We start from the raw sequence: 22,010 nt of genomic DNA on the forward strand, positions 1-22,010 counted from the left end.
CCCGCACATGGCGGGGTCTGTAGGTGACTCTGACAATCAATCCCAGAGCAGTACGGAGGCATCGGTCTGGCTCGGCAACTCCGGCAGCACGATCAGCACCCCAGCCCGGAAGGGCTGGGGTTCGTCGGCCAGCCCCTGGTTGGCATCCAGCACCGCTTCGACACTACCATTCAAGTGCCCGTAATGCTGGTGACACAGGGTGTCCAGCAGATCCCCGTCAGACGTTCTGCATGTCGTCGCCATAGCTCACGAACTCCATTGAAAAGCCCTGCTTACGCGGGATGCCCCCGGCCAGCAGATGGCTCTGCTCCTCCTCAAGGCTGGTAAGGCACCAGGTGCCCAGCACCTCGCCATAACCCGTGATCAGGCTCAACGGCTGCAGGCGGCGCCCAATGCTGCGCAGTTTTTGCAACTGACCCAGTCCACCCTTGAACCCCGGAAACACCGCGCCCTTGAGGGTGATCTTGTCGTCGCCCTGTCCCACCGCCTGCTGCGCGATGCTGCGGGTCAGGCGTTCCTGGCCTGCCCAGCGGAACCCGGTCTGACGGCGCAGCCCTTCAAAGGCTGCGGTGTCGAGGTTGAAGTAAAAGGCTTCACCGGCAACCCGAGACGGCTGAATGATCAGCAAGTGCGGGAACGGCTTCACCGCCTCGGCCGCCGGGGTACCCATGTTGCCGAATGAACCGGTCGGGAGGATGTTGCCCAGGGACGGGCTGACCTGCCCACCGATCCGGTTGATCGCCGCGCTGGCCTTAGCGGTCTGCTCCTGCAGCGTACCGAGCCGCTGCTGGATCTGCCCCGCCGCCGACACGGCTTGGCTGTACTTGGCCGCCACCTCACCGACCACGGACTGCGCGGCGGTGATGCCGCGCAAGGTCCGCTGCAACTTGGCGCCCATCTCAGGCCCGACAAACGGGATGTTCTCCAGCTCCGAGGCAGCCCCGGTAATCTCGCTGATGGCTCCGTTCAGCGGGGTCAGCATGCCATCCGCACTGCTGCGGCCCGCCTCCCCCGCCTCGACCAGGGACTGGAACCCTGACTGCAGTTGTTCCATGTACGCCATGGCACCTCCTTAAACGTGTGGTTCGTCCGACAGCTGACGAGCCGCAGCCTGGCGGCTGTACTCGTCGAACATCCGGCGCATGTAAGGCTCAACCTCCCGGGCCACCTGAGCAGGGTCTTTAACGTCTCCCTGCACCGTGACCTGCAGGTTCGGCGAGAAAGCAAATTGCTGGTCGACCTTGGGCACCTGCTTCGCAGGTTCGGGCGCCTTGAGCATTGCGGGCACAGTTGCCGACGGCGAGGCGGTCCCCATGGAGCGCACCACCTGCCCCATCATCGGGGGTGTCTGTCCGGTCTTGAACGATTTCGCGATGTCACCCAGGACCGGAGGAATGTCCTTCCCAGCGTTGACCATCATCAGCGGCCCCGCTGCGGGCATTCGCTTGAGCGAATCGTCGGAACCAAACATGGCTTTGCCGGCATATGAGCCCAGGGCATGCCCGCCAAAGTAACCAGCCGTTCCCCCGATGGCGGCACCGATTGCCCCACCGATGGCCGTACCAAGCCCAGGCACGATGGAGCCGAGTGCGGCACCAGCGGCCAACCCCATTTTTGCCCCCACCAACGAGCCTGCTAAGCCTCCCGCCGCACCGCCATATCCTTCGGCCTTTTCATCACGGGTCTTGGCATTCTGGTAGGTGTCAGCAACCTTGAGGCCGGCGCTCAACACCGACAGCAATCCCACCCCCTTAATCGCTGGCGCTAGTCCCTTGAATAGGGAACCTGCCCCTTTCAGGGTCGCCGACCCTAGGCTCGCAGCCCCCTTGGCGGCACGTCCCACGCCACCAACGCTAAAGACATTCCTGAGCGCCTGGCCGACACGCCCGAACCGTCCCGCCCGTCCTGCACGCCCGCCCTTGCCGCCCTTGCCGCCTTTCTTGTCCTTGCCACCGTCGAGGTCGTAATCGCTACCGCCGCCACCCAACCCGCCGGCGTTGGTGACAAACACTCGCTGGATCACGTTCGGGTTACCCATCAACGAGCCTCGGGCCACATTGAGCATGCCCTTGCCGATCTTGAAGGCGTTGACCGCGAGCCCCAGGGCACTCAGCCCTGCGGCAACAGCGGTAAAACCTGCAATAACGGGGGGATATTTATCAGCGAGACCGGCCAAGGCATAACCCACCTTTGCCAGACCATCAGCGACACCATCTGTCAGCGGACGCAGCGCATCACCGATGCGGGTCATCGAGGCTTCCATACTGCTCTTGACCATCGACCACTTGGCGTTGGAAGTCTCCCGCGCCTTGTTCGCGTCCTGCTCGATCTTGGCCTGGCCATCGGTCTCCTTGATGGTGGTCATGTCCTCCTTGATCGTGCGGCCATACTTGATCTGCGCCAACAGACCGGCACTCGCACTCTTGTCGCTGACGATACCGACCAAGCCAGCCGACTCCAGCAGTGACGCCATGGCCTGGGCTTCCTCGGCACTACCGTCCGAGCTTTCGCGAATGCGTTTTTTGAGTGCCTCTACTTCCTTGGCTCTGGATGGGTCCTGCTTCCTGAGCAGTACATCGCTCAGCTTGATAAACGCATCGACCGGGTTGTCGGCCTTACCGTTTCTGGTGTTCTCAGCAAGAGACCCCACCAAGTCGATTCCCTCCTTGGCGAATCGATCTTGACTGGTGCTACTGATGATCGCGCTCAGCAGGTTGTCCATGTTGGTCGCGGCGGCGGCCGCGTCCTGGGTCTGCTTGTATTGCGACTGCAAACTGGCACCCAAAAAGCGCACCGCTTCAGGCCCCTCCATGCCCAACGTTTTGATGGTACCAAGCAAGCTTGGCATGTACTTGGCCATGTCCTTCGGACCAAACGCACCGATGTCGCCAGCTGCGGCGACTTGCCCCAGCATCGCCCCCATCTCCTCCTTCTTAACCCCGGCCTCCTTGAAGGCGCTAAACAGGGTGGCAATGGTTTCGGCCTCCATTCCCTGGCCATCGACCAAGTCCGCGATCAGCGGCGAGTAGTCAACCGACTCTTCCCACTCGATCCCCTTTTCGATCAGCCCACCCACGGCCTTGGCCAAAGCTTGTTGGCCCATCCCTTTCTTCGCAGCGACCTCAGAGATCTTGTCCGCCATCTGTTTTTCGGCGTCCGTGCCGGCGGTGTGGGCCCACAAGGCCATCTGCCGGATCTGCGCCTGATAGTCACCCGATATCTTGGTGGGGATGGCCACCATGCCGACCCCGGCCACTGCCTGACCGATACCGGATTTAAGACCCTCCTTGCCCTGCTGGATCTGGGTGTACCCCAAAGCCTTCAGTTCAGCACCACGGGCGACCTTTCCCAGAGCCTGATACTCCTGGTGCAACTTGTGCACCTGGATACCTTGCTTCTGCAGGGCGCTCAGATTGCCCTCTAGCTTGCGCAGCAATCCGTCCGCCGAGGCCGCGCCGGTGTCGTGGGCCTTCTTCCATTCATCCCGCAGGCGCATGGTTTCGCCGATGGTGTTCTTCAGCACCTTGGCCTTGTTGCCTTGTTCCTCCAGCTTCTTGATCCGGCCCTCAACCGTCTTGAAGGCAGCCCCCACCGTCGAACTGACGGCGCCGCCGATCACCAGCCCCAACGCCAGTTTGCTTGCCATCTGATTCACCTATGCCCGAGTTGATGGGCTCAGTCCGTGAGCCACCAGACCATGTCGGAAAACCTCATGGTCATGATTTCCTCGGCGGAGAAATGCAGTTCGCTCGCGAGCCGCTTCGCCGCCATCTTCATCACCGCCGGGTCAAAGTTCGTCGTCTTGCACCAGGCGAAAATAGCCGGCCTGCAGGCGCTGGTAATCCTTGAGGGTCATGCCCTCCAGATCCTTGGCGCCGACCTCGGCCAAGCTGGAGAACAGCATGAGTTCGCGTTGTTCGTCGTCACTGCCGGCGGCAGTGTTAGCGGCGCGCACATCGCGCACGGTGGGTGCGCGCAGGGTGACCTTGTCGCAGACCACGCCATTCATCTCCACCGCCTTGGTGAGGGTCACGACCACGCTCTCGGCGCTCAGGGTCATCCAGGCCGGTGTCTTTTTCGCTACTTGATTCATGGGTTTTTCCTTACAGGCCCAGGGCCGAACGTTGGGCGGCGAGCTGGTCGACGCCATTGATCACGCGCTTCATGCCCAGCGCATCGATCTCGTAGATGAGGCGGCCGTCGACTTCGAGCTTGTAGTAAGTCAACGCCACGTTGTGCTTGATCTCGGCCTTGTCGCCGGCCTTCCAGTCGCCCATGTCGACCTCTTTGAGCATGCCGCGCAGGGTGACAATCACCGGGGTGACCTTGCCCTTGAGGCCCTTGAAGGCGCCCCGGAACACGCCGTTGAAGGCGGTGCCGTCGGCCAGGCCGAAGAGCTTCAACGACTCGCGACGCACGCCGGTGGTGGTAAAGCCGGCCTCTTGTTTTTCCATGCCCATGTCCAGCTCCACCGGCACGTCCATACCGCCGGCCCGGTGCTCCTCGGTCTTGAGCGTGAGCTTGGGCAGGGTCAGGCTCGGGACATCACCCTGGAAGCTGATGCCATCGGCGAACAGGTTCATGTTCGCCAGGGTTTCGGGAATCATTGCCATTGCTGCGGCTCCTTAGGCGGCGGTGTCGATAACTTCGGTCAGCCATTGATTGGTGACCTCGACACGGAAGTTGGGGTTCTCGGCGGGTGGCACGTCGGTAAAGCGGATGTTCCAGTACACCTTGCCCTGCTCCAGCTGGCTGGCGGTGTTGAGTTCGGTGTCCGCGTAGACCTCGAAATTGATAATCGCGCCCTGGTTCTTCAGGTCGCGCATGAACGCCTGCAGGCCCTCGGTCACGTCCTTGACGTAGGTCGCGGTGATCGAACGGTCGACCGCCCACTTGTGCCCGTAGAGGATCGCGTCCATGACGATGTCCATGGTTCGCACCCGGGTGACGAACGCCCATTTCGGATCGCTCGACAGCGTGCGGTTGCCCCACAGCCGGAAGCCAGCGTCACGAATGATCGTGGTGATGTTGGCGTTGTTCAGCAGGTTGGCCCGGCAAGTCTCATCGCCGTCCAGAAACTCAATAGGCCGGGTGGTACCGGTAAGGCCGACGAACTCCTTGTTCGACGGCGAGGCCCAGAAGCCGTACTCGTTGTCGGTCCAGGCGAACAAGCCCGCTGCCCAGGCCGAGGCCGGCGCATCGACGGTCGCGCTCTCGCCGGTGTCCCAGTATTGAATGCCCGGGTCGACCAGATAGGCCCGCTTGGCGCCGAAGTTCTTGGCGTACTCTATGGCCGCCTCGTCGGTGGTGTTGGGGCCGTCGAGGATGGCCAGGCCGCGCAGCTTGTCGGCCAGGGCCACCAGGGCTGTGCCGACCGGCAGATTGGCGCTGTGCTTGGGGGTCACCAGCAACCGCGGCTGGGCGTTGAAACGGCTCTTGCCGTCCAGCAGCGCCTGCAGGCCGGTACGCTTGCCACTGGCCAGCACCCCGCCGATGATCGCCGAGGTCTGCTGCGCAGCGTCCTGAACCTTGGCCACACCGCACGCCACGATCACCGCCTTGGCGCGCTGGTAGATGGCCTTGCACGCCTTGGTGATGGCCGCATCCGGGCCCCAGGCCGCGATGGCCTCGCGCTCGTTGGTGATCAGCAACAAGTCGTTGGCCTTAGCGCTGAAGTCGGGGCCTTCGGTGAAGGTGTCCACCAGGCCGATGATCGAGGACGACGGCAGCGAGATAGTACGCGTGCCGGTGTCCACATTGGTGACAGTAACGCCGTGAAAGAAACCACTCATGGATAAGCTCCAGAAATGAAAAAGCCCCGCATGAGCGAGGCCGTGGGAGGAACATGCGCCGAAGCGCGTGAAAGAAAACGCCCCGTCGGTGCGGGGCGTTTACTCGGTTTGCTCGGCGATCCAAGGTGGTGCCACCGGGCGGTGCTCGATCTGCGGAAAGTCCGAAGACTGCGGCCAGTCTCGAAGAGCCTGAATGTAGCTCAGCAACTCCTTGAACTGCTCCGCATCAATGCTCGTCGGTGCTTCGATTTCCAGTTGATCCCGGTGCCGCTCGCGCAGCCACATGACAGATGCCAATTCTGCATCGCGCCACTGGCGTTCCTGTGCTGCTGGATCCGGAAGCACCTCGGGGGCATCGATCAGATAGGGCAAACCCTGTGCATCGTGAGCACGGACCATCCCAGGGGCCGGGTTAGCGATCACCGATAGATAGAGCGCTTCGGGAATTTCAACCGCGTCGCCTGGAATCGCTGTATGCAGCCCACGCAAGTAAGTTGTTTGAGTCGTCTTGCTATAGAACCTGTTCATGCCACTACCCCAAAATTTTATCGGCCGACTGCAAAGTACTTCGGAGTTACGTTCCCCGTCCCGCCGCTATTGAATAGATTGCAAAACGCTCTGAAACCATCCTTTGTTTCAGAGTGAGTCTGAACCATGCTGTCAAAGTTTCCTGTCGCCGCGTGCGCAGTCGAAGCGATAACAACAAAGCATTCAGACGGAAACGATATTGGGAACGAAATGAGCTGTGCATCTGCAGCAGAGTTTCCACCAGCCTGCGGGACGCCAGTACCCCACTGAAAAACAAGACCGCCAAGCCAGACCGGGAAAGCAATGTATCCATTGGCGGTGAGACTTATAGCGAAGCCGAGGCGTAGCTTTTTCGGCGTCACGATCACAGAGTCATCCCCCCCCGCCGCCATTTGGTCCGGGGTTGCCACTTTCGCCGTTCCTCGATTGCTCTCTGTCGCCTGGGCCGCCAGCGGGGCCAGAGCTGCAACGTCAATGTTTCCCTGATTGACCGGGGCACTCCACGCTTTGATGCACCACATAACCGCCAGGTTGCGTGGTCGGGTTTCGCCGCCGCCAGTCGCTCCTGTTTTATATGTACTTGCACCATTTTTAAACGGCTTGAAGTTACCGTCTGCATTCTGCGTGTAAGTGAAGTTTATTGATCCTTCGAGAGTGTGATCGTGAGCCTTCAATTCGTCAGCCTGCCAACTGCTGAGAGCACGGCCAGAATCCACACCGCGCCCATGGTCCCAGCCCCGCAAGAATTCACCCCGGGATTCAGGCAGCCTGAAGTTACCGGCGCCCTCGTCGCCCCTGTTGAACGTGGTCCCCAGGTACGCCGCAAGGTCGGGATAAGCAGCACTGCTCTTCACACTGCCATCGATCTCAAGGAACCCCGGTGGCACGCTGGCTCTGGGAAACGCCACCATCGAGCCCACCGGTAACGACGACGCCTGGGCAACCAGGGCCTCGATCTCAGCCTTGGTGTAAGTGTCGGTAATGCCATGCCCTGCCAGGGTGGTCGGGTTGGTCCCGGCGATCACCCGACCGTACTTGTCGACCGTGACATTGGCATAGGAGCCCACGCTTACACCGGTTCGCCCCGTCGCCATCTCGAAGGCCAGCGGCGTGGTGCCGAGGACAATCGGCCCGTCGGTGACCAACTGCCAGACGCTGTCGCCGTTGACCGTGCCTGTCTCGATGCTGACGAATAGCCCGGGGGTGACCTCCAGACTGGTGTCAGCATCCTGGGCACGTTTCCACACGCCCGTCGACGACACGACATACAGCCCGTTGTCCTTGGCCTGGGCCTGGTTTTTCACCAGCACCCGGGCATCGGCCGACAGCAGCACGCCGTCGATGGTCTGAATCCCGCTCAACGCGATGTTGGCCGTGGTGGCCACCAGCGCCGAGTGCTTGAAATCCAGCTTGGCCAGCGCCTCGATCACCGCATTGTCGACGTACTCGCGGGTAGCCAGGACCACCGCTGGGTCGATCTTCAGCACGATCTGCGCGGTGTTGGCCACGATGAAGTTCATGCGGATAACCTGGGTCTTGCCGGTGCCTTGGGCCAGCAGGGGCTTGAAGCTCGGCGCGCAGTTGGCCACCGCCACCAGATCACCGTCGGCATCGAACAGGCCGATCTCCCGAATCCAGCGACCGCCCACATCAGACGGGATCACCTGCTCGGTGATGATGATGTTCGGGTTCGCCGGGTCAGTGCGTACCTGGTTGACCGGAGCCCGGCGCCATTCGTTGATCAGCTTGGTCTGGGTCCGGTTGGGGATGGGGTCGGCTCCGTTGGCATCACCCACCGCCATTTCCTTGAAAGTCCAGGGCACACCGAGCGCCGTAGCGTTGGCTTGTTTCGCCTCGCCTACCGCCGTGAGGATGGCGAAGAACTGACTGTTAGAGTCGATCATGGGTACACGTCCAGGGTGTCTATTTCGTCAATGCACACGACCTGGCCATAACGGCCGGTCACTTCGATATCGCGGGGTGTCGGGGGGTAAACATCGATCACTTCGCCCTGGTCCACATAGGCGCCGTAGCCGATCACCCCTGAGGTTTCCAGGCTGATGGCCAGGCCGGTCATGTGCCGGCTGACGGGCTTGGCGTCGTCGATCAGCCGGGTCAGTTCCTGATACATCTCCTCGGTGATGCCGGTATCGAGCACGCCGACTTTCAGGGCAAAGGTGGCCGGTTCACCGGCAGGCACCGTCTGCCACCACTCGACCACCTCGATCAGGTAGCCCAGCGGCTCCACCACCCGGCGCAGCGCGCCGATGGTGCCCTTGCGGGCATGAATGAAGTGGGCCGCCCTGATCGCGTTGCGCTTGACCGTCTCGGACCAGCGCGGGTCCCAGCGATCCACCGACCAGGCCCAGGCCAACTGGGGTAGCAGATGCACCGGACAGGTCGCGGGGTTGTACAAGGTGCGCAGCACAATCGAGGTGTCGCCGGCGTTCGCAGCCTCAAGGGCCCTTTCCAGCGGCGTACTGTTGATCGGCAATAGGCTGGTCATATCAGCCTCCCAGCGTGACGCTGTAGCCGGTGCAGTACGCCGCCTGCGCCCGGGTCGGGGCAATGTCTTGCCACCCTGGCAACTCGACCCGGGCCACGCCAGGCACATGCAGTTGCGCATCAATGGCCGAACGGGCCACCTCGATGCCCAGGCGCCGACGTGGGTTGACCCAGGCGGCCAGCTTGCGCTCAGCCTCAGCCAACGCGGCATCACTCTCCGGCCCCGGGCCCTTCATGTGCAGCACCGCGTCAATGCGATACGGCAGCACCTGGGCACTCTGCACCGTGACCCGATCCCCCAGCGGCCGCACGTCCTCATCGTTAAGGGCTGCCGCGACTGTCGCCAGCAGGTCGGGAGCGGCCGCGCCGTCACCTTCCAGGCTCAGCACCGTGACCGTCACGCAGGCCGGCGACGGGCTTTCGGCCTCGGCATCGGCCACCAGGGCCGAGGCATTGCGCGCATGCAAGATGTAGCTGTTACGGGGCCCTGCGGTGGTCAGCCCCTCATAGGCCAACTGGACACGCTCGCGCAGTGCGTCGTCAGCTTCCTTGACCTCCTCCACCGGCGGCACCGCCTGCGAATCACCGGCCTGGATCACCAGGCGCTGCAAGTTCACGTTGACGGCCAGGTGATCCAAATCAGAGCCCTTGGCATGGGCCAGCAGCAGCGCCTTGGCAGCATCGTTGACCCGGGCCCGCAGCTGCATATCCCCGTAAGCCGACAGCTCCAGCTGCTTGGTGACCGGGTCGCTCTCCAGGTCAGCAGTCCAGTTCTCGCCCATGTGCCGGCGAAAGGTTGCCAGCTTGGCCTGGTACAACGCTTCAAAGTCCAGGGCTTCCAGCACCTGCGGCGCTGACAGTACCGACAAGTCCAGCATGCTCATGCCGTTACCTCCAAAACCGCGTTATTGCCCAGGTACTGACCGACCAGCTCGAAGCTGATCTGGCCGCCCACCACCGCTACCACCCTCACCCGCTCCAGCTTCAAGCGTGGCTCCCAGCGCAACAGCGCCCGAGCCACCTCGGCCTGCACCGCGCTTTTCCAGCCGCCGCTCACCGGCAAGTCGACGTAGCGGCGCAGGTTGCTGCCGTACTCCGGCCGCATCCGCCGGCTACCGAGCGGCGTGGTCAGGATGTCCTCGATGGACTGCCGCACATGCTCGATGCCGGACAGCGGCTGGCCGGTGCGGCGATCCATTCCGATCATCGCGTTACTCCTGCTGCAGATCCGGATGCTTGCTCAGGTACTCCAACGCAGTGCTGTCACCGGTGGGAGCGGATACCCGACCCTGGGCCACGGCCAGCTGACGGCCGTCCGGCAGGATCAGCACCCGGGAGGTGTAGAGGATGTCGCGGAACACTGTAGGGCCGGCGCTGGCTGATGCGTCGGTGAGCTTTTTTGAGGTAGTCATGATTTCTCCGTGTATAAAAAATCCCGCGTACAACAGGCTTCCAGCTAAAGCTGCATAGCTTTGAGTAGATCAAACTAACGTGCCCTCCATTAGCTGCAATTGAGAGGCAAATAGAAACGGCACCAGGAGATGCAAGCGCCACTCAAATTTTTCTGGACTAAATTTTGTTACTACTCAGCAAGTGAGCCGTAGGTGATCTATATAGGATTAAGGAGTCTACTTCCTTACGGTTTAGACTCAGCTTAAAAAGGCGTCTTAAACTCGCAAAAGGAAAGGCTATGATTATAAAAAACGCCATATGCATCAGCTTGTCCTTACTGATGACAGGCTGTATTAACTTCACCTCTCCCGCCCGAAGCTCAAAGCTCCAGGCATCGTCAAGTTACTGGTTTGATTACGACGCATCTCGACGCGGGGCGTTTCTTGTACCAGATGGCACGAAGATCAAAATCTGCGCGGAGCCCCCACCAGACGTTGCACTAAGCTTGGTTTCAAAGCTCGAAGCCGATGTGAAAAAAGACGGCGTTGGGGAGGTATCAGGAAAAACCGAGTTCAATACAACAGTCGTAAAACTGGTGGAGCGAACTCAAATGACAATGCTCCTACGTGAGTCTCTTTATCGACTTTGCGAACAGTCCTTGGGACAGAACTTTACGTCCGCCGAAATACTTAAAGCTTATGAAGACACTGTGCAAGCGGCAGCTGACATAGCCAAGGCAGATTTGATAAAAGCGCAGGAAAGCCTAGTTAAATCCGAGACAGTACAAACCCTTGTTAACCAAGGAAAAAGCCCCGTAGAAATACAGGAACTTCTTCAGCACAACTAGGGTGCTTGTCTATACGTAGATTTAACAATCAGCCAATGATTCCTTACCCCACTAGTGCAAAGTGGCAAGTCAAACAAAATGAAAGGAACAACCGCCGGAAGTGCTCCGCACTCCGGCGTATCCTTTTAATGCTTATGATTCGCTGTATTGCCGGCGGTATCAACAATTCTGCCGCCGCCATTGATGTCACCAGCAACACTCAATGCTCCAACGATTTGGACATTTCCCTCAAGGGTGATTTCTCCTGCTAGCAGGATGGTTGAGGCCTTGCCAGCAATCGAGTCGTCAGTAACCACCGCCGAGCTGCCGCCAACCTGAATGGTCACCGTGCCGCTGGGCAGGTTGATGCTGTAGCTCTTAGTCTGCCAGTCGTAAACCAGCGAGCCACCATCGTCGAAGCGCCAGACTTCGACGTGGTCGCGGTTGTCTGGCTGCGCACCGGCGTTACCGTACAGGCCAGGCACAAACGTACCTTGTGCTGGTTCACCGCTGGGGCTGATCAAAGCCCCCTGCTCACCCAGACTCGGCGCCCGCCAGTGCCGAGCCTTGCCGGCGGCCTGGCTATGCCAGCGGACCCAGGCGCTGGTCCAGCCGGCGCCGTCAGACACCCGCACCGTCCCACCAGCGAGATCGACACCGACCACACTGCAAGGGATGATCAGGCCCGCGATCATGCGGTCATGTGCAGCTGCAACGTAGCCACTCATGGCTGGACCTCGACACGGACACCCGGGGCATCCTCTCCCAGGTTGAGTTCAAGGACGCCCGCCGGCTGATCCGGCCATGGCCATTCCTCTTTGCCGAGGTATATCCCCTGGGTCCACTCCACGACCCAGACCGCGTACCCATCCAACTCGGGACGCGTCCAGTCCTGGGCCGACCGCACAAACTCTGCAGCGGCCACCTCGACACCCCAGGTTTGCATGCGCAACAGCACCGCAATCTGCGAAGCAACAAAGGCCGCTTGCTGCTGACACTGGGGTAGTTCAGATCCCACGATTACTCGCGCCTCAAAGCGAGCCTCCAGCGCCGTTTCGCCAGTCATCTGATCGCTACCTGGCTCCAGCTCCACCAACTCAATCACCACCGCCGGGATCGCCACACGATCCAACAGATCGGGCATGACCGCGACATAGGCCAAGCCAGGGATGGCATCACGAATGTGTTGCTCTATCGCGCAGTACAACTGGTCCAGGCTGAAAGGTTCATCAGGCACGTTTGCCACCTCGCAGATACTTCTGCAGCTCAAAGTTCATTTCCTGCTCGAGGATTTCCAGCAGCCTTTCATCAGCACGCCTGACCCACTCATCAAAGATCGGCCGCACGTCATCCAGCGACACCTTGGCCTTGGCCAGGGGGAAGCGGTTGTCGTTCTCGTTGATGAAGCCTGTGCGCCGCTTTCCCTCCCGTGTTTCGGGGTAGTCGCTCGGGTCGTAGTGCTTGCTGCCAGTCCGAATCCAGATATCGGCCTGGCTGCCATAGACCTTCTTGAAGAAGGCCCCCTGATAGCGCCGCCCCGCGACCGACACACCCGAGCGATTCTGACGGGCTCGACCGATCCGGCTCGATTCAATCGGGTTGATACCGAACCAGAGCTTGCCCTGGCCATTGCTGTTGATGGGGTAAGCCCGCAAACGCTGGCGAACCGCCCCGACCGCAATGCGCTCCTTGCTGCTGACAGCCCGGGCAATGTAGGTCCGCAACCAACGCAAGGTCTTGTTTATCGCCCGGCGCTGGGCGGCTGCCGCTGCCTTGGGCACCACAGCCGCAAAGTCCTTGAACGCCTGCAGATCGACGGCCGAGGGCTGCAGCGTGATCATGCCTTCGCTGGCTGATTGCCGAGCGTAGCTGCCGATGCTCATGGATTGATCCTCAGAATAAGGCTGACCAGGCCGTCGCCTCCGGGCTCGATCAGAACCAAGGTGTACAGGCCACCTCCATCGTGCGCGGGCAGATCGATGCGCACCTGCTGACGTACCTCTACCCCCTCGGCATCCGATACACGGATCACCAGATGTGGCTCGCGCAGGCCCGTATTCATCTTGCCGAGCTTGGGTTGCAGCCAAGGCGCCGAGAACATCCCCAGCACCTCGCGCCCTTCGATGTAGGCCGTATCCCCCAGCGCCTCGAACACCGCATCGTCAACATCGGCGACCAGCTCGCGAATGCCCACGGCTACATCTCCAGCAGGATCTGAGCCAATGGCCGCGTGCACAGGTGCAGCGGGTTCGACTGCGCTTCACCGGCCATGCCCTTGCCGAAAGGCATCGGCTCGATCTTGCTGTAATACGGCAGGCCCTCGGTGTTGACCGTCTCCATGTAGTCGGCCGGGGCAAACACCGAGATGTACAGATCCGGCACGCCCTCGGGAATCAGCAGCGCCTTGTCATCATGAACAAAAGAAACCCCAGCAACCTTGCCGCGATAGCGCTCCCAGACGATGCCACCGAACTCGAAGCTCTCGCGGGCATCACCCCGCAGTGCTGCAGCCTGCTGGGTGTTGAGGAAGGTTTGCTTGACCTTCTCGTGGACGATCAGCTTGTTCCAGAAGTTCTTGCCACAAAACGCCCGTGCTCCGGTGCTGGTGATACTGCCCAAGGCATCTTCTTGCAGGTCCAGGGCCTCGCCGCATTTGACGCGGATTTCAGTGGCAGGATCGTTGAGCCCCATCGGCATCTTTTTGCGAGTCACCCCAAAGGTCTTGTAGATGTCCAACAGCACCGTCTTGCCGTCCGCATCGAGGATCTGGCCGTTCAAGGCACCCATGCGCTGGAATTCGTGGGTGGCGTCCAACTGTCGACGGCACTTGGCCAGGCGTTTGTTAACCAGGTCCTGCACCGACTGCAGCTCACTGCGAGTACCGAAAGCGCGGATGCCCTGGATCTCGTCGGCCTTGATGGCAAAGCGTTCCGGCAGGTGCACGGTGTTAAACGGGATCAGGTTGCGCTTGCTACCAGCGACCACCAGGCCCGAGGTGCCACGCTCGCCCGCAGGGACCAGCGCGAGGGTGTCGCCGTCCTTCTCGATCTGCACCGTCAGGGTGGTAATACCCTGCTCCTGGAACAGGCCCAGGCTGCTGATACGACCCGGGAGATACTCCTGATCGTTGATCGCCGCCGTCAGCGAAGAAACAGAAAACGCGTCGTCGTTGAAAATCCCAATGTCAGCCATGAAGCAATCTCCAGAAAGCAAAAAACCCGCAAAGGCGGGCTCGGTAAACGAGGGTGAATCGTCTTAGCGGACGATCACGAAATGAGTCGCCAGGGCCTTCTCGGCGGCTGGGTCCAGGCCGGTCAGGTGCGCTTCGCTGACCTCGGCCAAACGCACCACAGCGCGACCGCGACGAACCACATCCGACTCACCCAAGGGGCCATAGAGAATGGCCTGGGCGTTTTCGCTACCGTCCTCGGCGGTCGGTTTGTAGGGGGCAAACTCACCGGTAGCCACCACCAGGCCGAGGATCTGCCCCGGCTCCAGAGCTGGGCCCGCCGCCACGTTGATGGCTTCGCGGGAAATGGTGCCGGCCCCTTCGGACAGCAGGAATTCACCCGCATGCATCGGCTCACGTTGAATGGTCATGGTCTACCTCCTTTTGCGGATGGGTTTCGTGCGGCCTGGCGAGCAGCCCAGATGGAGGGCTGATCAATCTGTTTGGCCTGCACTTTGGGTGGTGGATCTGCTTCAAGCGGCAGGCTGTTGTCGATCTCGAAACCCTTACCGCTGCCCACAAGCTTGTCGAACAGCCGCGCCCGCACAGCGGCAGCATCCAGACCGGCCGCCACATACTCGGCACTGAACTCAGGCAAACGAGCGGCCACGCACAGGTCGTTGATGGCTTTGGCCCGGATCAACCCCGCCTGGACAACGGCCTCGCTTTCTAGCTGGGTGGATTTCAATAGCGGCTCGATCAGATTGCTGATACCGGCAGCCGTGCAGCGCTGGGTGACCAGCAGCGCAAGCTGTGCGGCATCCACCACCGGAGCCGGCTCTGGCGGATCGGCTGGCACCTGCGGATCTGGCTGCGGCGCTTCATCCAATTGGGCCAGCAGCTCAGCCGGCGCATTGTGAAAGCGTTGCAGCGCCGCGCCCTGGCCCAAGCAAGCTTTGACCGTGACGCCGTCGCCCACCTCGTCCGCCAGGCCAAGGGCCACCGCCTCATTCGCCGTCAGCCACGTCTCGGCATCAACGAGGCGCCGTAGCTCCTCCTCATCGATATCCGGCGCCTTGGCCTTGTAGGCGGCAATGATGGCTTCCATGGTCTGGTCGAGCACCTGGGCCACCTTGCGAAAGTCCTCGGCATCGCCCGAGGCGTAGGTCCAGGGGTTGTGAATCATCAGCATGGCATTGGCCGCGATCACCACCCGGTGAGCGCCGCACACAGCAACGCTGGCAGCACTCGCGGCCAGGGCGTCGATACGGCCGGTGCAGCGTTCCCCCAGCCGCGACAGCGCGTTGTGAATGGCCAGGCCGTCGAACAGGTCACCGCCGATGCTGTTAAACGCGGCAATCACCGGAGACGCCCCGTCGTCCAGGGCCCGCAGATCCTGCACAAACTGATTGGCCGTCACGCCCCAGGTACCGATCTCGCCATAAACGAAGACTTCAATGCTGCGCTGTTCGGCCTCGCCGCTGGCCCGCAGGGTGTACCAGGATTGGTCCTTGACCGGCACCAGCTTGCCGGCCTTGTCGTAAACGCGCACCTGCGCTTTCTTGCTCATGGTTGCTCCTTGTCGTCGACAGGATCGACGACTTCGTGAGTTCTGTAATTGAGTTTTAGGCGCTCGGCCCTTTCCTGATCCGCCGCGTTCTCGGCGTCGACCGTTTCCGCGTCGTAACCCGTGCGCAGCACCATCTCACTGCGCGAGGCAAAGCCGGCCTGCACTTCCATGCGTCGGGCTTGAACGTCCTGCACTGGCTGGATGTAGGCCCAGCCTTGAGGCACCCAACGGGTACGCAGGTAATCACGGCGCCGTTGCGCGTAGTCCTCCAGCTGCAGCGCCCCCGAAAGCACGGCCATATCCATCCAGGCCGCCCGGACTGGGCGGCACAGCTGGTGCACGTAAACGCCGAACTGCAATTGCTCAAGGCGGCGCCGAAACTCGTTGAGCACCACCCGCAGCGCCCGGTCGTTGATCTCGCGCATGTCGCCCGTGAGGATCTCGTAGGGCGTGCCGGTACCCGCTGCGGCAGCCATCAGTTGCTGCCGCATGAAGTCGGGGTAGTTGTTGCCCGCGTCCGGCGGCTTGGAAAACTCGACCTCCTCACCCGGCCCCAGCTCCTGCATCGTGCCCGGCTCCAGCGCCACCATCGGCGTGAAACCATCGCGGTCAGTCGTCAGAGGGTGGCCGGTGACTGGATCTCGCGGCGCCGGCCCCGTCTCCGGCGTCGGCCGCGAGATGAAACCGGCGAACAGGTTCGCCACCTCCTGCCGGAACAACACCGCATCGTCGTAGTTGTCGAGGCTGCGCAGGCGCTTGAGCACCGGCGACAAACGCGGAACACCGCGCAGCTGGCCCGGCTCTATCGGTTCGAAGATGTGCAGCACCTGGGACGCTGGCACCCGTACCAGCTGGTTGTAACCGCCGTTCAATGACGAGGAGTCCCCCGGGTGCGAGCGATACATCCAGTACGCCACCCGTTTGCCCGTGGCGTTGAACTCGATCCCGGCTCGAATGACATTGCCGTCGCGGGTGCTTTCAAACTTGTCATGAGGCACGAACTCCGGCGCCAGCAGTTGCAATTGCAGCGGCACCGCCAAGCCTTCGTTCAGACTGCGAGGACGCAGGCGCACAAAGCATTCGCCCGACGTCTCGACCGTTCGAGCCGCCAGGGCCTGCAGGCCATAGAAGTCGGTCAACTCGTCGGCATCCGACTCATCCACCCAGTCCTCCCACAGCTCCTGCAGCAGCTTGCGCAAGTCGTGGTCATCCGTCCGTGGCCTGGGGTTGATCCCGGTGCCAATCAGGTTGCTGACCCGCTTGTCGATCACGTTGAACGCATACGGGTCGTTGCGTACCGCCGCCCGCGAACGCGAGCGCAAATTGCGCAAGGCCGGGGTGTTGATGGTGTTGATGCCGTTGTCGGGGGCATCCCAGCCCGAGGAGCGGCGCCCCTCTCCGGCGCCCTCGTAACTGGCCTTGATATTGGACGGCAGCAAGAAACCGTTACGGGTCAGCGTCGGAAAGTGGCGAGCCATTACAGTCCCTTGCCTCCATGGAAAAGCCGGATCACACGAGCGCGTGGTCCGGCGGCTGCACTCAAGCTGCCCCGGATCTCCTCGCGGGCCCTGAGCAGTTCATCCACCGTGCGGTACTCCACGGTGCGGTCGCCATAGCGCACGGTTTTCTCACCGCGAGCGATAGCGCCCTCGATAGCGTCGAGGTGTTTCTGGGTAAAGGACATATCAGCGTCTCTTCAGATAGCCGCTAGTAGACATACGGCGTTGAGGGGGTGGAGCTGCTGGCCGGGGCATGACCGCTGGGGCGCTCGGCTGAACCACCGGTTCAACGACAGGAGCTGGTTTTGGCTCATCAGAAACAGACTCCACCTGCGCAGGTGCAGCGGTTGCTACTTCATCGAACAGCCCGGACTGGGCCATGGCCTGCCGCACACGGTCCCAATCAGATTCAAGGTAGCGATTGATGCCCAGGTAATGCGCCATCGCCAGGCAATACACCATCAGGTCGAGTGCCTCGTTCCGGTCGGCCTTGCCCTTGACCCACTCGATGCGCTTGTGGCCTTTGACGTAGCGCGCCACCTTGCTCTCGGCCACGCACTGGTCAAAGAACTCATCGGGCAAGTCATTGGCAAAGTGCAAGGCACCCGGCCCGCCCTCGAAGGGATAACGGTTGTAGATCCAATCCTTGGCGGTATCGGTACCAACAAACCACAGCTCCGCGCCGTTGCGCTCGGTCTGCCCCTTCCAGGTCACGTCCACCATCGACGGCCGCTGAGCGATCACTGGCCGGCCTGGCTTGCTCGCGCCCTTGATGGCGAAGACGTTGCGCCAACGACGTAGCCGACAGAACTGATAAACCTCATCTGTGTGATGGCCGCCCGAGTCGACACCAGCGGCAAGGATCGCCAGACCGACGCCGCAGAGGTGCCGGTAACGTGCCTTGAGCTTCTCATCCAGCACCGCCCAGGTCTGCTCGTTCGCCGGGTCACCCCAGATCACCTGGTGGTCGATCACCCAGCGCTCCATGCCAACACCGAAGCCCATCACCATCAGCTCCAGGCGGTTGGCCTGGACGTCGACAGCGGCGGTCAGCATCAGCACACCGGCTGGCATCGACCCGAGGCAATAGCTTTCAAGGCGTGCCCGATCCCGCAGCACATGAGCCTTAGTCTGCTCTTGCGCGCTGTCCCACACCTTGGCAAGCCGGGTGTTGTAGAACACCTGCATGGGCTCCAGATCGCCCTTGGCTTGGGCTTTCTTGGCCTTTTCGAACTGCCGCGCCAACGTGCGCCAGTCCATCCAGCCTGGTGGCGAGTACAAGGCGTTGAGGTGGAAACCAACGGTTTCGCCATCGCCCTGAGCATGCGAACGCCACTCGCCCTGGGCCAGCATCCAACCCTTGTGATGCTCCTCGATCAGCACGTCACACTCAGGCCCGGCACACTGGTAATGCGCCATGGTGAAGTCCGCCGAGTACAGCAAGCGCTCCCACTCCAACACCTGCCGGTGCCCGCAATGCGGACAGGGCACGTAGTAGTAACGTTGGTCGCTGGACTCGAACAGATCGCTGATCCGCGAGGCCCCCTTGATCGTGGGCGAGCTGGAGAAGTAAAACTTGGCGTTGCGGCCGAAGGTACTGCCCCGGGTTTCCGCCAGTTCGATGGGGTCGCCCTCCTCGCCGACATCCACTTCCCAGCGGTCGACCTCATCGCCGTACACATAGCGAGCCGAAAGCTCGGCCAAGTTGGCCGCAGACCCCGCCGTCGTCACATACAGCGACCCGCCTTCAAACTCCTTGGTGTCCATGGTGTTGCGTGAATCCCGCGAGCGACTTGACGCCACTCGCTCGCGCAGCACCGGCGTGGCCTTGATGGTCTTGCCGATCCGTGAAGACACCCGCTTGGCCAGGCCCAGGCTGGGCAGCAACGTCAGGATGTTGGACGGCGCCATGTGGATCAGGCCACCGATCCAGTTCAAGGCGATCTGGGTTTTCATCAACTGCGAGGCCACCATGGTGACCACGCGCTTGCAGGGGTGAGCCGGTGACAGGCAGCGCATGGGCTCCCGGGCATAAGGCGTCCGCGAGGTCCGGTACTGGCCCGGCTCAGCGGCGCCGGTATCGCGGGGGATGCGCATGTACTCATCCGCCCATTCATCAATCCACACGTCTGGGTCCGGCATCAGCCCACGGAAATAAGCCTCGCTGTACACCTCGGCGCCGTCAGGTCTGCCCGGGGTCATCGATCACCTCCCAGTTGGAATCAAGCGTATGCCCAAGTTTTTCGCGTGACATCCGCGTAGCCTCGTCGAGCCGGAGCCGTAGAGCGGCACTCAGGTGTCGCTCGATCTCCCAGGGATCAGTCATCGAGGCCAACTCTGGGGCCAGTTGCGGCGGCATACCCATCAGCGTGTCGCGCAGCATGCGACCCACGCTGTGCGCACCCGACCGCACTGCCGCGATATCCACCAGGGAGCCTTGCGCCTTGTGAAACTCAATCTCCGCCAGCTGGGCCAGGTAGTGCTCCCGGTGCGCCCTGGCCTTCTGAAAGTCCGCAGGCTTGCCTGAGCCGGTAAGGGGCTGCGGCGGCGCAGCCGTGGAAGTCGGCTCGGCCAGGGGGGATAGTTGGCTATGAACGTCGCGCTGTATCCGCTCCTGTTGGTGACGAGCGGCAACACCGGCCTTGCTGGGGTCAGCGGTTTCGAGGATCAGTGACTCGGTGGCCTGCACATCGACCTTCTTGCCGTCCGGCGAAAGCACCAACCGGTTGTTGTCTTTTAGCCAGGTGATGTAGCTGGGCGACCTGCCGATGCGAGCTGCGAAGGCGCTCTTTGACAGGTAGGTTGGTTCTGTCATGAGCCCTCCTTTTTCAACGACTTTTCAATCGAACCTTTCAATTTCAATGGATTGAATTTCAGTAAGCTGGCAGCCCTGCCGCTAACGAAGTCACGCGGGTTCCCGACCCCGTGTCCTCGGGAGCTTCCCAGGGTCCCCGCCGGTTTTCCGGGCGCCCGCCCCTGCCCCCTTTACAAAGACGGATATCGATGTGCTCACTTCAGCAGCAGAGAAACCACGTAGCCGAGTACTTGTGTAGGGGTACGCACCCCGGGGGATACCCGAAACCAGTGGGTCACTCCAAAGCCAACAGAGCGCCTCTACAACCCACCTTTTTTTGCACAGTTATCGATAAACTAGTCAACATCAAAAATCCCTCAATACATCAAGGACGCAACGTGTTCTGGAAAAGAGAAACGAAAGTTAAAGTAGAGCTCTCATCTCCTATAACCATCAACTACCCGAATTGTACAACTCAACAAACCGAGACCAAGGTAAGCCCAGGAGAACATAACTCCGACAAAGAATTCACACTAAAACTAATAATCAGTATCGCACTTACCATACAGGCGTTTTTCTTCATAGCGGGATATTTAGGCCTTACTGTCTTCTTCGAACAGTATGGAATAAAGACAAGTGAACTTGACCTGACCAATTCAGCAATTTTAGCCGAAGGATATCGACAGACCCTAAGTTACCTAGCAGGGGATGATAACTCGTCAATTATTAGTGCTTTTTTCACCTTAGCTCCATTCCTAATAATATCTGCCGTTATCACCTACCTTATAACCGATCGCAGTGCACCATGGATCGTATTCATGAACAGAGCCGGCTTAGGATGGGCAATATTATTTCTTTTATTTTACCTTCCAGTTATAGGATTACTGCATAGCATTGAAGCCACAAAAAAAGGCATTCAGGAGGAAACTGGCCTACATGCAACCTCCGGATTAAGCCGTGACCAAACCATTCCGATCCAAGGAGGCGAAAAATTTTCCGGGCAACTCATAGCAGCAGATACGAAAACTACCTTTCTTCTTTCCAATCACACTGTCTACAAGATTGACAATGCAACCGGTCGAGTTCTTAGGCAGATACTTCTCAAAGAAGATCCAGTTAAAGCGTCTGCTGGAGATTGAATCCTTGAGGTCCATTCCCTGTATGAAGGGATTGAACGTCAATTACTGCTAAGCAGTACCACTACCGGGCGGCTGATCCGATAAACCAATCCGCCGGGCGGCCCAACGCTCGTAGAGACCAATCGCAACATCGGCACCCGCCATCGCGGTTAAGCAGCCGAAGGCGCCCGCCGTCCAGACCGAGACGCCGGCCCCAATCAACAGCATCATGGCCGACAGCCCACAGACAATGCAGGCACCAGATCGCAACACCAAACGCCGCAACAACACCCATCCCCGGGCGCCCGCCTTGTCCGCACGCCACATTTCACCCGACACCCCACCGACCAGAGACAATACGATCACCATCCAGATCGGCATCTCGACTAAAGCCTGTTGTTCGCTATTCATTCCAACCCCTGCATCTGCTCATAATCTTGACCTCTGCCATCTAGCGCTTGAACAACCCTGCTAACCTCTCAGCTCCATCATTGAACTAGGAGGTTCCTCGATGTCCGAAAAAGAAAAATATGCAACCTGGAAAAGGCTGCATGAGGCCGAAGGTCAGCTTGTCTATCACTTAGCTGTCTTCGGCGACAAACTGGCCAAACGGGAGAAGTACAAGTCCCTGGAAGGCCTTGATGCAGTGCGCTTCTACCTTGTCCATAAATTCAGTTGGCCGCCAGCTCAAGTACGCAGCATGAGCTATGAAGACATCCAATTCGTCCTACAAGAGGAGATGGAAGGCTTCGTGCTGCCTGCATCGGCGCGGGTAGCTAAGAGCTAACTAGACGCCGCACGCTCTGCTCTAAGCAAG

At 60.6% G+C, this 22,010-nt stretch carries 27 protein-coding genes; 3 read left to right on the top strand and 24 right to left on the bottom strand.

From position 1 onward, the window contains the following. Positions 1-36: 36 nt before the first annotated feature. The 12 genes from GWQ44_RS09560 to GWQ44_RS09615 all read right to left on the bottom strand — a co-directional run bounded on the left by GWQ44_RS09560 (position 37) and on the right by GWQ44_RS09615 (position 10,237). Positions 37-243: a tail protein X gene (locus GWQ44_RS09560; RefSeq protein ID WP_275927141.1), complete on the bottom strand. Its 207-nt coding sequence runs from the start codon at positions 241-243 to the stop codon at positions 37-39. Then, a complete protein-coding gene (locus GWQ44_RS09565; RefSeq protein ID WP_275927142.1) occupies positions 218-1,063 on the bottom strand; it encodes a phage tail protein in 846 nt (281 codons plus the stop codon). The genes GWQ44_RS09560 and GWQ44_RS09565 overlap by 26 nt, the downstream gene beginning before the upstream one ends. 9 nt (positions 1,064-1,072) lie before the next feature. After that, the gene (locus GWQ44_RS09570; RefSeq protein WP_275927143.1) at positions 1,073-3,646 is read right to left on the bottom strand and encodes a phage tail tape measure protein; all 2,574 of its coding nucleotides are present in this window, start codon (positions 3,644-3,646) and stop codon (positions 1,073-1,075) included. A gap of 141 nt (positions 3,647-3,787) precedes the next feature. Then, the gene (locus tag GWQ44_RS09575; protein ID WP_275927144.1) at positions 3,788-4,093 is read right to left on the bottom strand and encodes a phage tail assembly protein; all 306 of its coding nucleotides are present in this window, start codon (positions 4,091-4,093) and stop codon (positions 3,788-3,790) included. Between the two features lie 10 nt (positions 4,094-4,103). Beyond that, complete coding sequence (locus tag GWQ44_RS09580) at positions 4,104-4,613, bottom strand: phage major tail tube protein (RefSeq protein WP_265532315.1); 510 nt, start codon at positions 4,611-4,613, stop codon at positions 4,104-4,106. Positions 4,614-4,625: 12 nt separating this feature from the next. Next, entirely contained in the window at positions 4,626-5,792 is a 1,167-nt protein-coding gene (locus tag GWQ44_RS09585; RefSeq protein WP_275927145.1) for a phage tail sheath family protein, read from the bottom strand. Positions 5,793-5,891: 99 nt separating this feature from the next. Beyond that, the gene (locus GWQ44_RS09590) at positions 5,892-6,320 is read right to left on the bottom strand and encodes a phage tail assembly chaperone (RefSeq protein WP_275927146.1); all 429 of its coding nucleotides are present in this window, start codon (positions 6,318-6,320) and stop codon (positions 5,892-5,894) included. A gap of 17 nt (positions 6,321-6,337) precedes the next feature. Beyond that, entirely contained in the window at positions 6,338-8,224 is a 1,887-nt protein-coding gene (locus GWQ44_RS09595; protein ID WP_275927147.1) for a phage tail protein, read from the bottom strand. Beyond that, positions 8,221-8,826, bottom strand: a complete 606-nt coding sequence (locus tag GWQ44_RS09600; protein WP_103742376.1) for a phage tail protein I — start codon at positions 8,824-8,826, stop codon at positions 8,221-8,223. The genes GWQ44_RS09595 and GWQ44_RS09600 overlap by 4 nt, the downstream gene beginning before the upstream one ends. A 1-nt stretch (position 8,827) precedes the next feature. After that, complete coding sequence (locus GWQ44_RS09605) at positions 8,828-9,709, bottom strand: baseplate J/gp47 family protein (RefSeq protein ID WP_275927148.1); 882 nt, start codon at positions 9,707-9,709, stop codon at positions 8,828-8,830. After that, positions 9,706-10,032, bottom strand: a complete 327-nt coding sequence (locus GWQ44_RS09610) for a GPW/gp25 family protein (RefSeq protein WP_275927149.1) — start codon at positions 10,030-10,032, stop codon at positions 9,706-9,708. Before GWQ44_RS09610 ends, GWQ44_RS09605 begins: the two co-directional genes overlap by 4 nt. A 4-nt stretch (positions 10,033-10,036) precedes the next feature. After that, on the bottom strand, positions 10,037-10,237 hold the full coding sequence (locus GWQ44_RS09615; RefSeq protein WP_275927150.1) for a hypothetical protein: 201 nt from the start codon (positions 10,235-10,237) through the stop codon (positions 10,037-10,039). A gap of 278 nt (positions 10,238-10,515) precedes the next feature. Between GWQ44_RS09615 and GWQ44_RS09620 the strand changes: the two genes are divergently transcribed. Further along, a complete protein-coding gene (locus GWQ44_RS09620; RefSeq protein ID WP_273907290.1) occupies positions 10,516-11,064 on the top strand; it encodes a hypothetical protein in 549 nt (182 codons plus the stop codon). Between the two features lie 125 nt (positions 11,065-11,189). Here GWQ44_RS09620 and GWQ44_RS09625 read toward each other — a convergent pair whose 3' ends face one another. The 11 genes from GWQ44_RS09625 to GWQ44_RS09675 all read right to left on the bottom strand — a co-directional run bounded on the left by GWQ44_RS09625 (position 11,190) and on the right by GWQ44_RS09675 (position 20,096). Continuing rightward, positions 11,190-11,771, bottom strand: a complete 582-nt coding sequence (locus GWQ44_RS09625; protein ID WP_275927151.1) for a phage baseplate assembly protein V — start codon at positions 11,769-11,771, stop codon at positions 11,190-11,192. Then, on the bottom strand, positions 11,768-12,280 hold the full coding sequence (locus tag GWQ44_RS09630; protein ID WP_275927152.1) for a hypothetical protein: 513 nt from the start codon (positions 12,278-12,280) through the stop codon (positions 11,768-11,770). The genes GWQ44_RS09625 and GWQ44_RS09630 overlap by 4 nt, the downstream gene beginning before the upstream one ends. Beyond that, a complete protein-coding gene (locus tag GWQ44_RS09635; protein WP_275927153.1) occupies positions 12,273-12,926 on the bottom strand; it encodes a hypothetical protein in 654 nt (217 codons plus the stop codon). Before GWQ44_RS09635 ends, GWQ44_RS09630 begins: the two co-directional genes overlap by 8 nt. Continuing rightward, the gene (locus GWQ44_RS09640) at positions 12,923-13,237 is read right to left on the bottom strand and encodes a hypothetical protein (RefSeq protein WP_123394373.1); all 315 of its coding nucleotides are present in this window, start codon (positions 13,235-13,237) and stop codon (positions 12,923-12,925) included. The genes GWQ44_RS09635 and GWQ44_RS09640 overlap by 4 nt, the downstream gene beginning before the upstream one ends. A gap of 2 nt (positions 13,238-13,239) precedes the next feature. Further along, positions 13,240-14,235, bottom strand: coding sequence for a major capsid protein (locus GWQ44_RS09645; RefSeq protein ID WP_275927154.1), 996 nt, complete (start codon positions 14,233-14,235; stop codon positions 13,240-13,242). A gap of 63 nt (positions 14,236-14,298) precedes the next feature. After that, on the bottom strand, positions 14,299-14,643 hold the full coding sequence (locus tag GWQ44_RS09650) for a head decoration protein (protein ID WP_047287299.1): 345 nt from the start codon (positions 14,641-14,643) through the stop codon (positions 14,299-14,301). Then, positions 14,640-15,782 (bottom strand): head maturation protease, ClpP-related, encoded by a 1,143-nt coding sequence (locus tag GWQ44_RS09655; RefSeq protein WP_275927155.1) that lies wholly within the window; start codon positions 15,780-15,782, stop codon positions 14,640-14,642. The genes GWQ44_RS09650 and GWQ44_RS09655 overlap by 4 nt, the downstream gene beginning before the upstream one ends. Next, complete coding sequence (locus GWQ44_RS09660; protein WP_275927156.1) at positions 15,779-17,260, bottom strand: phage portal protein; 1,482 nt, start codon at positions 17,258-17,260, stop codon at positions 15,779-15,781. Before GWQ44_RS09660 ends, GWQ44_RS09655 begins: the two co-directional genes overlap by 4 nt. After that, positions 17,260-17,466, bottom strand: a complete 207-nt coding sequence (locus tag GWQ44_RS09665; protein ID WP_047287306.1) for a hypothetical protein — start codon at positions 17,464-17,466, stop codon at positions 17,260-17,262. Before GWQ44_RS09665 ends, GWQ44_RS09660 begins: the two co-directional genes overlap by 1 nt. 1 nt (position 17,467) lies before the next feature. Further along, positions 17,468-19,483 (bottom strand): phage terminase large subunit family protein, encoded by a 2,016-nt coding sequence (locus tag GWQ44_RS09670; protein WP_275927157.1) that lies wholly within the window; start codon positions 19,481-19,483, stop codon positions 17,468-17,470. After that, positions 19,464-20,096, bottom strand: coding sequence for a terminase small subunit (locus GWQ44_RS09675; protein ID WP_103739789.1), 633 nt, complete (start codon positions 20,094-20,096; stop codon positions 19,464-19,466). Before GWQ44_RS09675 ends, GWQ44_RS09670 begins: the two co-directional genes overlap by 20 nt. Before the next feature lie 377 nt (positions 20,097-20,473). On the opposite strand from GWQ44_RS09675, the gene GWQ44_RS09680 reads away from it, so the two are divergent. Beyond that, positions 20,474-21,214, top strand: a complete 741-nt coding sequence (locus GWQ44_RS09680) for a hypothetical protein (protein ID WP_275927158.1) — start codon at positions 20,474-20,476, stop codon at positions 21,212-21,214. 48 nt (positions 21,215-21,262) lie between these two features. Here the strand turns inward: GWQ44_RS09680 and GWQ44_RS09685 are convergent, their stop codons facing one another. Continuing rightward, positions 21,263-21,604 (bottom strand): phage holin family protein, encoded by a 342-nt coding sequence (locus GWQ44_RS09685; RefSeq protein ID WP_275927159.1) that lies wholly within the window; start codon positions 21,602-21,604, stop codon positions 21,263-21,265. Positions 21,605-21,704: 100 nt separating this feature from the next. Between GWQ44_RS09685 and GWQ44_RS09690 the strand changes: the two genes are divergently transcribed. Then, entirely contained in the window at positions 21,705-21,980 is a 276-nt protein-coding gene (locus tag GWQ44_RS09690; RefSeq protein ID WP_275927160.1) for a hypothetical protein, read from the top strand. Positions 21,981-22,010: the final 30 nt, after the last annotated feature.

The organism is Pseudomonas sp. 3MA1, assembly GCF_029237275.1.
Taxonomy (GTDB): domain Bacteria; phylum Pseudomonadota; class Gammaproteobacteria; order Pseudomonadales; family Pseudomonadaceae; genus Aquipseudomonas; species Aquipseudomonas fluorescens_AP.

What these genes read in the sequence shown, in the direction of transcription:
- GWQ44_RS09625 (WP_275927151.1), bottom strand. Translation starts at nt 11,771, where the DNA reads ATGAGTGGCTACGTTGCAGCTGCACATGACCGCATGATCGCGGGCCTG.
- GWQ44_RS09675 (WP_103739789.1), bottom strand. Translation starts at nt 20,096, where the DNA reads ATGACAGAACCAACCTACCTGTCAAAGAGCGCCTTCGCAGCTCGCATC.
- GWQ44_RS09590 (WP_275927146.1), bottom strand. Translation starts at nt 6,320, where the DNA reads ATGAACAGGTTCTATAGCAAGACGACTCAAACAACTTACTTGCGTGGG.
- GWQ44_RS09595 (WP_275927147.1), bottom strand. Translation starts at nt 8,224, where the DNA reads ATGATCGACTCTAACAGTCAGTTCTTCGCCATCCTCACGGCGGTAGGC.
- GWQ44_RS09605 (WP_275927148.1), bottom strand. Translation starts at nt 9,709, where the DNA reads ATGAGCATGCTGGACTTGTCGGTACTGTCAGCGCCGCAGGTGCTGGAA.
- GWQ44_RS09685 (WP_275927159.1), bottom strand. Translation starts at nt 21,604, where the DNA reads ATGAATAGCGAACAACAGGCTTTAGTCGAGATGCCGATCTGGATGGTG.
- GWQ44_RS09580 (WP_265532315.1), bottom strand. Translation starts at nt 4,613, where the DNA reads ATGGCAATGATTCCCGAAACCCTGGCGAACATGAACCTGTTCGCCGAT.
- GWQ44_RS09610 (WP_275927149.1), bottom strand. Translation starts at nt 10,032, where the DNA reads ATGATCGGAATGGATCGCCGCACCGGCCAGCCGCTGTCCGGCATCGAG.
- GWQ44_RS09690 (WP_275927160.1), top strand. Translation starts at nt 21,705, where the DNA reads ATGTCCGAAAAAGAAAAATATGCAACCTGGAAAAGGCTGCATGAGGCC.
- GWQ44_RS09615 (WP_275927150.1), bottom strand. Translation starts at nt 10,237, where the DNA reads ATGACTACCTCAAAAAAGCTCACCGACGCATCAGCCAGCGCCGGCCCT.
- GWQ44_RS09570 (WP_275927143.1), bottom strand. Translation starts at nt 3,646, where the DNA reads ATGGCAAGCAAACTGGCGTTGGGGCTGGTGATCGGCGGCGCCGTCAGT.
- GWQ44_RS09645 (WP_275927154.1), bottom strand. Translation starts at nt 14,235, where the DNA reads ATGGCTGACATTGGGATTTTCAACGACGACGCGTTTTCTGTTTCTTCG.
- GWQ44_RS09635 (WP_275927153.1), bottom strand. Translation starts at nt 12,926, where the DNA reads ATGAGCATCGGCAGCTACGCTCGGCAATCAGCCAGCGAAGGCATGATC.
- GWQ44_RS09665 (WP_047287306.1), bottom strand. Translation starts at nt 17,466, where the DNA reads ATGTCCTTTACCCAGAAACACCTCGACGCTATCGAGGGCGCTATCGCT.
- GWQ44_RS09600 (WP_103742376.1), bottom strand. Translation starts at nt 8,826, where the DNA reads ATGACCAGCCTATTGCCGATCAACAGTACGCCGCTGGAAAGGGCCCTT.
- GWQ44_RS09575 (WP_275927144.1), bottom strand. Translation starts at nt 4,093, where the DNA reads ATGAATCAAGTAGCGAAAAAGACACCGGCCTGGATGACCCTGAGCGCC.
- GWQ44_RS09655 (WP_275927155.1), bottom strand. Translation starts at nt 15,782, where the DNA reads ATGAGCAAGAAAGCGCAGGTGCGCGTTTACGACAAGGCCGGCAAGCTG.
- GWQ44_RS09565 (WP_275927142.1), bottom strand. Translation starts at nt 1,063, where the DNA reads ATGGCGTACATGGAACAACTGCAGTCAGGGTTCCAGTCCCTGGTCGAG.
- GWQ44_RS09560 (WP_275927141.1), bottom strand. Translation starts at nt 243, where the DNA reads ATGGCGACGACATGCAGAACGTCTGACGGGGATCTGCTGGACACCCTG.
- GWQ44_RS09650 (WP_047287299.1), bottom strand. Translation starts at nt 14,643, where the DNA reads ATGACCATTCAACGTGAGCCGATGCATGCGGGTGAATTCCTGCTGTCC.
- GWQ44_RS09670 (WP_275927157.1), bottom strand. Translation starts at nt 19,483, where the DNA reads ATGACCCCGGGCAGACCTGACGGCGCCGAGGTGTACAGCGAGGCTTAT.
- GWQ44_RS09660 (WP_275927156.1), bottom strand. Translation starts at nt 17,260, where the DNA reads ATGGCTCGCCACTTTCCGACGCTGACCCGTAACGGTTTCTTGCTGCCG.
- GWQ44_RS09585 (WP_275927145.1), bottom strand. Translation starts at nt 5,792, where the DNA reads ATGAGTGGTTTCTTTCACGGCGTTACTGTCACCAATGTGGACACCGGC.
- GWQ44_RS09620 (WP_273907290.1), top strand. Translation starts at nt 10,516, where the DNA reads ATGATTATAAAAAACGCCATATGCATCAGCTTGTCCTTACTGATGACA.